The following is a 14189-nucleotide window of genomic DNA, read 5'->3' as shown; positions in this document are numbered from 1 at the left end:
AAACGTTTGATTAATAACTTCCTAATATAAAAAGGAACGTTCCGCATTTTGCGGGCCCAATCTGACGCGCCATCAACGGTTTGCGCGTGAAAAAAAGGGGATATTGATAATGATGGAAAATGCCTGGCTCATTCCGCTTTTCCCGCTATTATCGTTTTTGATCCTTCTTCTATTTGGTAAGCGGCTAAAGGAAGCGAGTGCATATGTAGGGATGTTAGCAACGTTCCTATCACTTGTCTTTTCGATTATGGTCTTGGTTGCCCGCATTTCTGGGCCAACCTACCTAGTCAAGGCTAACTGGCTCACCATAGGAGATCTTCATTTAACAGCGGGTTTTGAAGTGAATCAATTAAATGCATTAATGCTATTTATCGTTTCGCTTGTTAGTTTCTTAGTTACAACCTACTCAAAAGGGTATATGCATGACGATGAGCGATTCCCGGTCTTCTTTGCTTACCTTGGATTATTTCAATTTGCAATGCTTGGACTCGTTATTTCGCCAAACTTATTGCAAACCTATGTATTCTGGGAACTTGTTGGATTAGGTTCCTTCTTGTTAATCGGTTTCTATTTTTACAAAGAAGAAGCAAAGGCAGCTGCCAAAAAGGCCTTCATCATGACCCGTATCGGGGATGTCGGCTTGTTTATCGGAATGATTCTACTATTCTGGCAGACCAAAAGCTTCGAATACAGTGTGATTTTTAAAGCTGTTGAGAATGGTCACGTTTCCCAAACTATGATCACTTTAACAGCGATCTTAGTCTTTATTGGGGCCGTTGGTAAATCAGGTCAGTTCCCATTGCACACATGGTTACCGGATGCTATGGAAGGTCCGACACCAGTTTCAGCATTAATTCACGCCGCAACAATGGTTGCTGCCGGTGTTTACTTAGTTGCAGCATTATTCCCGCTGTTCCTAGCAAGTCAAACAGCATTAATGACTGTAGCCGTAATCGGTGGATTTACAGCGATTTTCGCAGCCAGCATTGGTCTGGTCCAAACAGACATTAAGCGAGTGCTCGCTTACTCAACTGTCAGCCAGCTTGGTTATATGATGCTTGCCTTAGGATCTGGCGGTTATGTAGCAGGAGTATTCCACTTGTTCACACATGCTATGTTTAAAGCATTGCTCTTCCTTGCAGCAGGTAGCGTTATCCATGCTGTCGGCGGCAATCAGGATATTGAAAAAATGGGCGGTCTTTGGAAAAAGCTTCGCTTTACTGGTCCATTATTCTTAATTGGTACATTAGCAATCAGCGGTGTTCCACTTCTATCAGGGTTTTTCAGTAAAGACGAAATTTTAGCAGCAGCATGGAATGGCGGACATCCAGTGCTCTTCTTGCTTGCTCTAATCGCAGCATTCTTTACGGCATTCTATATGTTCCGTTTGTTCTTTATGGTATTTACCGGGAAAGGCCGCAGCGAAGATGTTGACCATGCACATGAGTCACCATCATCGATGACATTCCCAATGATTGTTCTTGGCGTAATGGCAATTATTGCCGGTTACGTCAATACACCTTGGTTTGGTTCATTCTTAGGTGACTGGCTCACACAAGGAAATCCAGTCCTTGAAGGACATCATGAAGGCGAACCAGTATGGATCATGCTTGCAGCAACAGTCGTTTCCTTGTTAGGTATCTACCTTGCATGGCTAATTTACGGTAAACGTTCGGTTTCCCGCGATTGGCTCAGCGGCAAGGGCAGTACCTTACACACGATTTTATTAAACAAATATTATGTTGATGAATTTTATCAATTTACCTTCATGAGCTGGGCAAAAGGCATCGGCTATATTGCTCAATTCATTGACCGTTATATTGTCGAGGGCTTAGTGGCTTTAGTGGTTGCTATTGTTCAAGGTCTTGGCAGAGCAGGTTCTAAACTGCAAAGTGGACAGGTTCAAACATATGGGGCAATGGCCTTTGTCGGTCTTGCCGTCTTAGTAGTCATCTATGCTCTAACAGGGGGGTACTTAAAATGAGTTTATCGTCTGTTTTAACGTTCCTAGTATTCTCCCCTTTACTAGGCGTCTTGATTTTGGGATTTATGCCAAAGACCCAAGGAAAAGCCTTGAAAGCTGTCGGCTTTATCTTTACCCTTCCGTCATTGGTGCTGGCTTTAGCTGTTTATTTTCATCAGCTTGCTGGAAAAAGTTTATCTGTTTTTTCCGTTTCAAAACACTGGATTCAATTTGGCGGTTTTGAAAAAACAGATCCGCATTTGTTTTCGGTTTACTATGAATTAGGTGTAAATGGATTTACCTTACTGTTAGTTGTCCTAACTGCAGTGGTTTCATCTTTAGCTGCGATCGCCGTTTCCTTGTATATCAAAAAGGAATGGAAAGGCTACTTTATGCTCTTCCTTATTCTTGAAACAGGAATGCTTGGCGTCTTCACAGCACAAAACTTGATCTTATTCTTTATCTTTTTCGAAGCAACCCTTGTCCCAACCTTCTTCTTAACGGGAAAATGGGGCTATTACGAAAAAGAAAAAGCAGCTTGGAGTTTCTTAATCTATAACGGATTAGGTTCAGCGATTCTATTAATCGTCATCATGATCTTATTTGCTCGCACAGGTACAACCAATATTGATGCCTTGTATCATTTCATTAATGATCCAAATGTACAATTGATTGCACCAATTTCAAAAGCAGCGAAGTTCGGACTGTTCTTTGCACTGTTAATTGCATTCGGCATTAAATTACCGATTGTTCCATTGCATAGCTGGCAGCTTCGGATGCACGCCCAAGCACCAATTCCAGTGGTTATGATTCACTCTGGTATTCTCTTGAAAATCGGTGCCTACGGTTTAATCCGCTTTGGCTTAGGAATTTTCCCAGAGCAATTTAAATCAGTGGCTGTGCTTTTAGCGATCCTTGGCGTTATTAACCTATTATATGGTGCATTCCTTGCGTTCGTTCAAACCGAATTCAAGTTAATGCTTGCTTATTCTTCGGTTTCCCATATGGGAATTATCCTAATGGGTCTTGCCGCATTAAATGTAGCCGGAATTCAAGGTGCTATTTTCCAAATGATTTCACACGGTTTAATTTCGGCATTATTGTTCTTCTTAGTAGGTGTCATTTACGAAAGAACAGGCACGACCGAAATTTCCAGCCTAGGCGGTTTGGCAAAAGGCATGCCGTTAATCGGCGGATTCTTGCTGGCAACTGCCATGGGTAACCTTGGTTTGCCAGGGATGTCAGGATTCGTTAGCGAATTCTCCGCATTCTTAGGCTTGTTCCAAGCAATGCCAGTCATTGCTGCTGTAGGTACACTTGGTATTATCATGACTGCTGCTTACATGCTGCGCGCCGTACTCGCTATGACCTTCGGGCAGGCGAATCGTGAATTTACTGGTGTAACAGATTTAAAAGGAAGAGAGTACGTGCCAGTTCTTGTACTTATGCTTCTAATTGTTTTAATCGGTGTTTGCCCAAGTGTTCTAAGCTCACCGCTTCATGCCACATTGCTTGGGTTAGGAGGGTGATCAAGGATGAGTCTTCATACATTACTATCATATAGCTGGAGCACAATGGCGCCGGAATTTATCATCCTTGGGGTTGCTGCAATACTAACTGTGGTTGATTTATTTATGCCAAATAAGCAAGACCGAAAAATTTTAGGCTGGATCGCCATTGTCGGCGTATTAGCTGCACTTGTTTCGCTTTTTGGCTTAGTCGATCGTGGAACAACATCAATCCTGTATGATACATTCCGCCTTGATTCATTTGGCAAAGCCTTTAAGTTCCTGTTGCTTGGCGGCTCAGTATTAGTTCTTCTCTTAGCTGTCAGCTACGAAGCGAAAGAGGGACTTGAAAAATATACAGGTGAATTTTATTACTTATTCTTAACGGCCTTGCTAGGTGCGATGATGATGGCTTCAAGCGGCGACTTGATTACATTATTCGTTGGCCTTGAAACGTTATCAATTTCTTCTTATATTTTGGCTGGTTTACGCAAAAAGAATAAACTATCCAATGAATCAGCAATGAAATACGTCATTAATGGCTCAATTGCAACAGCAATCACACTATTTGGGATGAGCTATGTTTACGGTTTAACAGGTTCAACGAATTTATTAGAGATTGCTGCAAAACTGCAGGCAACATCAGACCCACAGCATGTCTATATGCTTGGTTTGTCATTCTTAATGGTATTTATTGGTTTGGCCTTCAAGCTTTCCGCTGCGCCATTCCATATGTGGACACCGGACGTTTACCAAGGAGCGCCAACACCTGTAACAGCATTCTTGAGTGTTGTTTCAAAAACAGCCGGTTTCATCATCGTCATTCGCGTTCTTATTTCCGTGTTTGGCGTTGCTGCCACCCAAGGTCCTGGCTCAACACCAATACTCTTGAATATGCAGAATTACCTTGCCGTGGTTGCCGGCGCAACAATGATTATCGGAAACCTGGTAGCCTTAAAGCAAAAGAACATCAAAAGATTGTTCGCCTATTCAAGTATTTCACATGCAGGTTACATTTTAGTTGCTCTTACTACAATGAACTACTTCATGTTTGATACGATTTGGTTTTACTTAGCTGCTTACTTATTCATGAACCTTGGTGCCTTTGCAGTCATTCAGTTAATTGCAGAAAAAACAGGTTCAGAAGAAATTGAAGATTATGCAGGTCTTTACAAACGGTCACCAGTCTTGGCCGTTTCAATGGGAATCTTAATTCTTTCATTGGCAGGTTTCCCTGGTACCGCAGGATTTATCGGAAAGCTTAACATTTTCATGGGTGCATTCGTTGATCAAAGCCCGCATTATGTTTTAGCTTCCGTGATGATTGCCACAACCGTTGTTTCGTACTTCTACTATTTTGGCATAATGAAGCAAATGTTCTTCCGCCAAACTGGAGACGATTCAAAATTGGGCAACATTCCATTTGGAATCTTGTTAGTCATCATCATCGGTGTGGTCGGGTCAATCTGGCTTGGCATCATGCCAAACACAGCATTAGACTTCCTGCACAACCATTTCAATCAATTCCAGGACTTCTTAAAGTAATGGAACGTAAAAAGCCAAGTGCCCGATTTGGGTACTTGGCTTTTTTTTATATGTGGAAAGTTTTTAACAAAAAATGCGACAAAAATTACAAAATTTTGTAATCTATGACATTATTTAAGGATATATTTATGAATAACATGTTAATTTCTAAAAGAAACGTGTGCTATCTAATAAACATCTGTAAAACCTGAAATTAATGTAAACGTTAACAAATCAAATTCCTCGAAAACCTTGTTATATCAATATATTTGATTAAAATAATATGTCAAATTTTTTTCAAAAAAGGGACAATCTTTTCTGCTTTTTTGCGTTCAATGTGTTACTATAATCATGGTTAAAAAAGTGAGGTGACAGGATGGTAAATGATTTTGGGCAGGATGCCTTGTTAAGCCTATTATCCCATTTGGTATTTATTGCCATATCTTGGTGGGCATTGCAGGCAGTTCGCTTAGACAAGCTAATAAAACCAAACCATGTTTTTCAAGCTAGGTTGCTGTATATAATATTAGCGATTATCATCGGTTCATCCGTCAGTAATTTTTTCCTGGATTACTATCAGTGGTCAAAACAGCTGCCGTTAATTTTACAATACATACAAATATAGGTCCTTGTACATGTTTCTATTTATTAGGATTTTGAGTAAAATTCAATTTGTGTGGTATTGAACATAACGGATGAATAAATTAGGAAAATAGCAATTGTCAAATAGTGACGACTTTTCCCAAGTATGCTCTCCCTCTTCTTGGTAACAATGAAGATAAGGGGAGTGTAGAGATGAAAAATAAAACAATGTATATTGTTCTTTTTTTAATGGTTGGTTTTATTATTTTCCAAATTGGGAATCGGACAGTAGTCTCAGCGGGAGAGCGAGATACTGACCTAAAAAAATTAGTCACGGCATTGAAAAACGAGAATATTTTACTCACAGAATGGTCTTTCTATGCAAGAGAGCATTTGGTAAACCTAAAGAGTGCGGATGAAGTAAAGGAATATGCGCAAAAGCTTAAGCAAAGATATCCCAACTGGGAATGGTCCGAGTCAAATACCAGCCAAAAATGGGAAGTATCAGCAAAATCTCCAACTTCTAAACACCACCAGGAATTACTTCAAATTATGGCAACCCACACAAACAAACCTGTCGATGCCTATATCGTTTATCGGGTCAGCGGGGATAAGTGGAATGAAGCGTCAGAGTCCTTTTTTACATCGGATCAGTACAAAAATAGGCTAAACGACATATTTCACGGTATACCAACAATTTTCTCTTGTATAAAAGGTGAATTCGGTGATAAGATGTATACGTCTTTGCCAAAAGCAATGAATCATTTATTGAAAATTTTTAATGCGAAAGAGATAGAAGCCTTAAAAGAGGATAATTTCATGTCGGTTACGGCAGAGTCACCAAGTTTTGCGGATTCGATCAAAAATCGTAATTTGCAAATCGGTGTTCGCTCAGAAGGATTGGGCGCTAAGACTACCGTTGTAGTTGGCACACCAATCATAACGATTGAATATTAATATAGAGAATATGGACGCGGAGGGGAATACTCTTGGAAAAGATTATCGTCCGCGGCGGACAAAGGCTATATGGTACGGTTAGAGTTGAAGGCGCAAAAAATTCCGTGCTGCCGGTTATCGCTGCAACATTATTAGCAAGTGATGGAAAAAGTGTATTAAGAGATGTGCCAACTCTCTCCGATGTATACACAATTAATGAAGTATTACGAACCTTAAACGCAGAAGTGGTTTTTGAAAATAATACAGTTACCGTTAATGCATCCAGAGAGTTGAAAGAAGAAGCGCCATTCGAATACGTTCGAAAAATGCGTGCTTCCGTCCTTGTAATGGGATCACTGCTCGCTCGCAATGGGCGAGCTCGGGTTGCGCTTCCCGGAGGATGTGCTATTGGATCCCGCCCTATCGACCAGCACCTTAAAGGTTTTGAAGCAATGGGTGCAAAGGTTAAGGTAGGGAATGGCTTCATTGAAGCGGAAGTAGACGGCCGCTTGAAAGGGGCCAAGATATATCTAGATTTTCCAAGTGTAGGAGCAACCGAAAATATCATGATGGCTGCTTCACTTGCAGAAGGAACTACCGTTATTGAAAACGTCGCAAAAGAACCTGAAATCGTCGACCTTGCTAATTTCCTTAATAAAATGGGCGCAAATGTTAAAGGCGCCGGTACAGGTACAATTCGAATTGAAGGAGTAAGGCAATTATTTGGTGCAGACCATACGATTATTCCTGACCGAATTGAAGCTGGTACCTTTATGGTAGCTGCAGCGATTACAGGTGGTAATGTCCTTGTAAAAAACGCAGTGCCAGAACACATATCTTCCCTCATTGCCAAAATGGAGGAAATGGGTGTCACAATTATCGAAGAAAATGACGGTGTTCGTGTAATTGGCCCTGAAAAGCTAAAAGCAGCTGATATTAAAACGATGCCACATCCTGGTTTCCCAACGGATATGCAATCACAAATGATGGCTCTTTTACTTCGCGCCGAAGGAACAAGCATGATTACCGAGACAGTTTTTGAAAATCGCTTCATGCATGTCGAAGAATTTCGCCGCATGAATGCTGACATCAAAATTGAAGGACGTTCAGTCATCCTTAATGGCTTATCAAATCTTCAAGGCGCAGAAGTAGCTGCAACGGATCTTCGTGCCGCAGCGGCACTTATTCTTGCTGGATTAGTTGCTGATGGCGTAACGCGTGTAACAGAATTGAAGCATTTGGATCGTGGTTATGTAAATTTCCATGAAAAGTTAGCAATGCTCGGCGCTGATATTGAACGCGTTAAAGAAGAAGAAGAAACATTTACAGTCGTAGAACCACTTGTATCTGATTTAAATGCCTAATTAATTTTATATTAAGAGCCTGCGAAGAGTGTAGCATACTTGCGTTCTTCGGTTTTATTTTTTTTCAGCGTGTGGGATCTCCACATTTTTTTAATATGAAAGATTTTGTTAATTTATACTACTTTTTTATCCCCGAATTTCTCCAAAAGTTTAGTCATAAATGCTTGTCCTCTCCCATATGTATGAATGGTAAAACTTCATACGGGAGGGCCCATTCATGAAAAAATACAAACCACTCATCGTACTCTTATCACTCTTGTTTGCCGTAACCTTAATCGTTCCAGCCATCCTGGTCATACCTTTTTCAGAAGGAAAGGTTAGCGGAAAATTAGGTGAAAGTCTCAACCAGACTTCGAAAAAAACGAAAACATCAACCGTAACGGCAGACGCAGGTGTGGAAGTGGGTGTGTACCGTTTTTCCAAATCCAAGATTGAGGAAGTTCCCCTAGAAGATTACCTCGTTGGTGTCGTGGCATCGGAAATGCCGGCTGATTTTAATGAAGAGGCCCTAAAAGCACAGGCGTTAACAGCGAGAACCTATATCGTCAAACAATTAATGAGCAAGCAGAATCATCTCGGATTGCCAAAGGGTGCCCAAGTCGGTGACACGACCATGGATCAGGTCTACTCCAGTGACGATCAGCTGCGCAAGGAGTGGGGAGCGGATTACAGCTGGAAAAGGAAAAAGGTCCTCGATGCCGTAAGGGCCACGAGCGGCCAAATTTTAACCTACAACGGTGAGCCCATCCAGGCTACCTTCTTCTCCACCAGCAATGGCTACACCGAAAATTCCGAGGATTACTGGCCAAGTAAACTTCCTTATCTACGGAGTGTCACGAGCCCATGGGATAAAAGCTCACCCAAATTCAGTAACCAGCAGACATTTACGGTTGCGGATATTGAGGCGAAACTTGGGGTCCGTTTGGGGAATGGTTCACAGATCGGACAAATCACTGAGCGAACAGCTGGCAAGCGTGTCGGGGTTGTGAAGTTCGGAAGTAAAACGTTGACGGGGAAGGACATTCGCGAGAAACTCGGATTGAAATCGTCCGACTTCAGTTGGGTACGTAAAGGCGGTAACATCGTTATTAGTACAAAGGGTTACGGTCACGGCGTCGGCATGAGCCAATATGGTGCGAATGGAATGGCCGCCGCAGGTAAAACATACAAGGATATCGTGGAACACTATTATACCGGCGTCGCCATCACTTCTACCGACAACATGCTCGCGATGATTACGGCGAAAAAATAACCAGTCCCCGTGGGGGGACTGGTTATTTTTTTGGAGGAGATGGTGTGGAGTTACGAAAATATTGGGGTGTACGGATAAAGGATGAAAAAGTTCGGATAAAAGGTGGATATGTTCGGAAAAGAAAGAGGAGTTTGCGGATATACCGGGTTGTACGGATAAAGGATGAAAAAGTTCGGATAAAAGGTGGATATGTTCGGAAAAGAAGGAGAGTTTGCGGATATACCGGGTTGTACGGATAAAGGAGGAAAAAGTTTGGATAAAAGGTGGATATGTTCGGAAAAGAAGGAGAGTTTGCGGATATACCGGGTTGTACGGATAAAGGATGAAAAAGTTCGGATAAAAGGTGGATATGTTCGGAAAAGAAAGAGGAGTTTGCGGATATACCGGGTTGTACGGATAAAGGATGAAAAAGTTCGGATAAAAGGTGGATATGTTCGGAAAAGAAGGTGGAGTTTGCGGATATATCGGGTTGTGCGGATAAAGGAGGAAAAAGTTCGGATAAAAGGTGGATATGTTCGGAAAAGAAGGAGAGTTTGCGGATATACCGGGTTGTACGGATAAAGGAGGAAAAAGTTTGGATAAAAGGTGGATATGTTCGGAAATACCACAAAGCATTCGGAGTAAATTCATAATTTAGTAACAAATATCTTGAAATAAGAGAAGGAAGAGAAAAGAAAAAATAGAATATCTACGTGAAAGTAAAAAAGGAGTGATGCTTGTGGATTTGAACCACCTCAAAATTCCAGAAAGAGTCCTAATTGACGAAGCATACAAAAGGAGAATCAAAAGATTCCACCCGAAACGAGGTGAGATTGAAGAAGACTACCATCGTAGAATGACTGGATACCGCGGTGAGAAGGAAATCTCTTATTTTTTGGACAAGCTGGCCCCTGATCAATTCGATATTATACATGGACTTCGATTACCATGCCCCAATAGTGACAATTTTTTTCAAATTGATAAACTAGTCCTATCCACTTTCATTCTCCCATTAAACATTGAAGTGAAAAACTGGAAATGTGATATTCATTTTGATAAACACCTTGACCAAGTTATAAAAATATATCCCGATAAAAATAAACGGGAGCGTACGCAAAATCCAGTATTACAAGCTCGAGAACAGGCACTGCAATTAGGAATGTGGTTAGCGCAAAATGGTTTTGGTCATTTCCCAATTGAGTATTTATTCGCAAACAGTAATGAAAAATCGATTATTACTGCTGATCCTGGATATGAACATATTTTTAAAAAGGTGTGTACTGGTGAAACCTTAATTGAAAAAATCAACCAGATTGCTCCACTCCCCAATTCCCTCACAAAATCTAGTTTAAAAAATATAGAAGATGCCTTGTTAGCGGCACATACTCCTCTAAAGTACAATATCCAGAAAATGTATGAAATCCCTCCAAAAGACGTCAGTACAGGTGTTCATTGTCCCAAATGTAATTTGCTAGCAATGCAATTTAATAAGTACGGTCTATGGATTTGCCTTCATTGTAATTATCAATCAAAAACAGCTTATATCCCAACGATCAACGACTATTTCCTACTAATCAAGCCGACAATCACAAACGCAGAATTGCGCTGGTTTCTCCAAATATCCTCCTCTGATGCTGCAAATTACATCCTCAAATCCCTAAATTTGCCTTTCACCGGATCCAAGAAAGGTCGTATTTATTATAGACCTGAAAAAAATTTCCCATTTGATGAATAAAATAAATCACTTTGTCGAAAAATAAACCAAAAAATTTTTTGAGGGTGTGTATATTATTCTACCGATCTGTTCAGAATGATTGCTGAGGTGATGATCATGAGAGAGGAAGAAAACAAACAATCTTCTCGTTTTAGACGCTTTATGAAAAAGCGTTGGGTATTTCCAGCCATTTATATCGCAAGTGCAGCAATCATTTTGACCGGGTCCTTTGGTATCAAGCTAGTCACAACAACGACACGAAAAAATACACTTATAATTCTAGTGATATTGCAGGGAAAGATAATCCAGCAGTTGAAGTTAACAAGCAAATGGAAAACTTCCAAATGCCTGTAAAAGATGCCGAGCAAGTCGTGATCGAAAAGAAATTCTATGATTTCTCTGGTAAAAAGGCCGATCAGGAAGCTGCGTTAGTTGTTTACAAAAATACGTATGTTCCAAACACTGGTATCGACATTGGCATGAAAGATGGTAAATCCTTTGATGTTGTGGCTGCTATGGGTGGTAATGTAACAAAAGTTCAAGAAGATTCTCTATTGGGTAATGTTATTGAAATTGATCATGGAAATGGTGTTGTCACTCAATATGAATCTGTTAAAGATATGAAGGTCAAGGTTGGCGACCAAATTGATCAAGGACAAGTTATTGCAGAGGCTGGACAAAGCTTGTTCAATGAAAAAGCTGGAACACATGTACATTTTGAAATCCGCAAAGATGGCGTTGCAGTCAATCCGCAAAACTACTTTAACAAACCGTTAAACGCAGTGACCGATGAGCAAACGAAATCTTCTGCCACACAAAAAACAGATAGTGTTACTAGTGACCAAAAGTCAGATTCAACGACTAAAGATAAAACGACTAATACGACTAAAGATAAAACGACAAACGATTCAAAAACGAAGAGCACAACACCTGACAGCTCTTCTAGCGATACAAACTCATAATGAATCAAGGAGGAGGGGTAACCTTCCTCTTTTTTTGCGTAAAAGATAACTTCCGCGGGAAAGTAGGTTCGTGTAAAAGTTAACTTCTGTGGAAAAATAGGTTCGTGCAAAAGATAACTTCTGTGGAAAAAAGGATTCGTGTAAAAGATAACTTCCACGGGAAAACAGGTTCGTGTAAAAGATAACTTCCGCAGAAAAATAAGTTCGTGAAAAAGTTAACTTCTGCCCAGGATCATCCTTTGAAAAATCAACAATTGTGAGTCGAAACACAATAAAGTGATGTTATTCTTTGCCATTCCGGTGGAAAACTGTAAAAATAAAGATAAATAAGGTTTAGGGGGGATACTAGTTGAAAAAATGGATTGGGTTCCTTTTTACAGCAGTGGTTTTAACTTTCGTGATTGCGGGATGCAATCGGGGACCGACGGCGCAGGATAGATTTTCGGAATACATAGATTTGTGGAAGCAGCAAAAGTTTTCGAGCATGTATGGGTATTTATCGAAGGATGCGAAGAAGTCGATCACCAAGACCGAGTTTGTGGACCGGTATAAGAAGATTTACGGTGATTTGGAGGTTTCCGACCTTAAGTTAAGTTATAAGAAGTCGGAGAAGGAAACCGCACAGCTGCCGTTTTCGGTAAAAATGAACTCGATTGCCGGGCCGATTCAGTTTTCTAAGACGGCTCATATGGTGCAGGAAGACAAAAATTGGTACTTGGATTGGAACTCGACGTATATTTTTCCTGACCTAAAAAAGGGTAACAAGATCAGCTTCGCAACAACAGATCCAGTGCGTGGGCAGATCGTGGACCGCAATGGTAACGGCATGGCGGTGAATGGCCAGGCCTACGAGGTGGGCGTTGTTCCTGGAAAAATGGGCGACCAGAAGGATTTAGTGATTTCGCAGCTATCGAGCCTGCTGCAAATGACGCCTGACCAAATCAACAAAGCGATTACAGCAAGCTGGGTGAAGCCTGATTATTTTGTTCCGCTCAAGAAGGTTGCTTTGGATGACCAGGCGCGGATTCAGCAGTTAATTGCCCTGGCACCCGTGCAGACGAAGAAGGTGCCAGCCCGCATTTATCCGTACAAGGATGCAGCAGCCCAGCTGATCGGCTATGTGGGCACGATTACAGCCGATGAACTGTCAAAGCATAAAGGATATTCGGCCAGTGACGTAATTGGAAAAAGAGGCCTTGAGCAGGTGTATGAGGACCAGCTGCGCGGCACATCGGGCGTGAAGGTCACGATTAAGAAGGCCGACGGTACCGAGAAGGTGTTAGCCGAAAAACAAGTGGAAAATGGGAAGGACGTTTCGTTGACGATTGATGCGAATGCACAGCAAAAAGTGTTTGCGGGCATGAACGGAGAAGCAGGGACGGCTGCGGCGATGAACCCGATGACAGGGGAAACGCTCGCACTTGTCAGTTCGCCGTCGTTTGACCCGAACCAGGCTGTACTAGGCTTTTCTTCAGATACCTGGAACCAGCTGCAAAGTAACCCTCAAGAGCCGTTAGCAACACGTTTTAATAAAACCTATGCTCCAGGCTCAACGATGAAGCCGATTACGGCCGCTATAGGGCTTGCGGCAAAGGCGTTTGATCCGAATGAGGGAATTGCGATTAGCGGCCCGAAATGGCAGAAGGATCAATCGTGGGGCAATTATTTTGTGACAAGGGTGCATGAGTCAAGTCCGGTCAACCTTGAACGGGGATTAGTCTTGTCGGATAATATTTATTTTGCGCAAACAGCGTTGAAAATTGGCAAGCAGGCATTTAGTGATGGTCTGAAAAAGTTTGGTTTTGAGGAGGATATGAAGTATCCATTCCCATTAACCAAATCGACATTTGGCAAATTGGATACCGATATTTCGCTTGCAGATTCGGGCTATGGGCAAGGTCAGGTCCAAATGAGCATTGTTCATTTGATGTCTGCCTATACGCCGTTTGTGAATAGTGGCAATATGATTAAACCAGTGTTGCTGATGTCCGACGCTAAAAGTCAAGTTTGGAAGCAGCAGGTCGTATCTAGCGCAGATGCAGCGTTGATTGCTGCGGACCTTCGCAAGGTTGTTGGTGATGCGGATGGGACGGCGCATGCCGCTGATATGGCGAATTATCCGCTGGCAGGAAAAACGGGTACGGCGGAAATCAAGCAGAAACAGGGCGAAACCTGGACGGAAAATGGCTGGTTTGTTACGTATAATGTGAATTCGCCGAATCTAATGGTTGCGATGATGGTGGAAAATGTCCAGAATCGCGGCGGATCGTCCATTCCTGTTAAACTTGTAAAAGGGATTATTGAGGGAATGAAGTAGCCAGGGTTTTCTAACCCTGGCTTTTTATTTACAGAAAAAGGGGTAATGCTCTATATTTCTGGGAATTTTCATTCTTTATTAGAACTCC

Annotated in this window: 11 protein-coding genes; all 11 read left to right on the top strand. The window is 41.7% G+C overall.

The window, feature by feature from the left end:
• Positions 1-109: 109 nt before the first annotated feature.
• The 11 genes from nuoL (at position 110) to RCG17_RS11985 (ending at position 14101) form a co-directional block, all read left to right on the top strand.
• Positions 110-1984 carry an NADH-quinone oxidoreductase subunit L gene (gene nuoL, locus RCG17_RS12035; RefSeq protein WP_308175372.1) on the top strand — a complete coding sequence of 625 codons (1875 nt, stop codon included), beginning with the start codon at positions 110-112 and terminating at the stop codon, positions 1982-1984.
• Complete coding sequence (locus RCG17_RS12030) at positions 1981-3492, top strand: complex I subunit 4 family protein (protein ID WP_308175371.1); 1512 nt, start codon at positions 1981-1983, stop codon at positions 3490-3492. The genes nuoL and RCG17_RS12030 overlap by 4 nt, the downstream gene beginning before the upstream one ends.
• A gap of 6 nt (positions 3493-3498) precedes the next feature.
• Positions 3499-5016, top strand: coding sequence for an NADH-quinone oxidoreductase subunit NuoN (gene nuoN, locus RCG17_RS12025; protein ID WP_308175370.1), 1518 nt, complete (start codon positions 3499-3501; stop codon positions 5014-5016).
• A gap of 355 nt (positions 5017-5371) precedes the next feature.
• Complete coding sequence (locus RCG17_RS12020) at positions 5372-5620, top strand: DUF1146 family protein (RefSeq protein WP_308175369.1); 249 nt, start codon at positions 5372-5374, stop codon at positions 5618-5620.
• Positions 5621-5790: 170 nt separating this feature from the next.
• Complete coding sequence (locus RCG17_RS12015) at positions 5791-6534, top strand: YwmB family TATA-box binding protein (RefSeq protein WP_308175368.1); 744 nt, start codon at positions 5791-5793, stop codon at positions 6532-6534.
• Positions 6535-6566: 32 nt separating this feature from the next.
• Entirely contained in the window at positions 6567-7877 is a 1311-nt protein-coding gene (gene murA, locus RCG17_RS12010) for a UDP-N-acetylglucosamine 1-carboxyvinyltransferase (protein WP_308175367.1), read from the top strand.
• Positions 7878-8094: 217 nt separating this feature from the next.
• On the top strand, positions 8095-9129 hold the full coding sequence (gene spoIID, locus RCG17_RS12005) for a stage II sporulation protein D (protein WP_308175366.1): 1035 nt from the start codon (positions 8095-8097) through the stop codon (positions 9127-9129).
• Between the two features lie 44 nt (positions 9130-9173).
• Complete coding sequence (locus RCG17_RS12000) at positions 9174-9368, top strand: hypothetical protein (RefSeq protein WP_308175365.1); 195 nt, start codon at positions 9174-9176, stop codon at positions 9366-9368.
• 479 nt (positions 9369-9847) lie between these two features.
• Positions 9848-10843, top strand: a complete 996-nt coding sequence (locus tag RCG17_RS11995) for a nuclease-related domain-containing protein (RefSeq protein WP_308175364.1) — start codon at positions 9848-9850, stop codon at positions 10841-10843.
• A gap of 152 nt (positions 10844-10995) precedes the next feature.
• A complete protein-coding gene (locus RCG17_RS11990; RefSeq protein ID WP_308175363.1) occupies positions 10996-11784 on the top strand; it encodes a stage II sporulation protein SpoIIQ in 789 nt (262 codons plus the stop codon).
• Between the two features lie 349 nt (positions 11785-12133).
• A complete protein-coding gene (locus RCG17_RS11985; RefSeq protein WP_308175362.1) occupies positions 12134-14101 on the top strand; it encodes a penicillin-binding transpeptidase domain-containing protein in 1968 nt (655 codons plus the stop codon).
• Positions 14102-14189 lie beyond the last annotated feature (88 nt).

Source organism: Neobacillus sp. PS3-12 (assembly GCF_030915385.1).
In the GTDB taxonomy this organism is placed as follows: domain Bacteria; phylum Bacillota; class Bacilli; order Bacillales; family Cytobacillaceae; genus JAEVLT01.
This window is presented reverse-complemented; position numbering and strand designations above follow the sequence as displayed.

Coding starts and splice junctions, on each gene's coding strand:
- spoIID (WP_308175366.1), top strand. CDS start 8,095: ATGAAAAAATACAAACCACTCATCGTACTCTTATCACTCTTGTTTGCC.
- RCG17_RS12020 (WP_308175369.1), top strand. CDS start 5,372: ATGGTAAATGATTTTGGGCAGGATGCCTTGTTAAGCCTATTATCCCAT.
- RCG17_RS12030 (WP_308175371.1), top strand. CDS start 1,981: ATGAGTTTATCGTCTGTTTTAACGTTCCTAGTATTCTCCCCTTTACTA.
- nuoN (WP_308175370.1), top strand. CDS start 3,499: ATGAGTCTTCATACATTACTATCATATAGCTGGAGCACAATGGCGCCG.
- RCG17_RS12015 (WP_308175368.1), top strand. CDS start 5,791: ATGAAAAATAAAACAATGTATATTGTTCTTTTTTTAATGGTTGGTTTT.
- nuoL (WP_308175372.1), top strand. CDS start 110: ATGATGGAAAATGCCTGGCTCATTCCGCTTTTCCCGCTATTATCGTTT.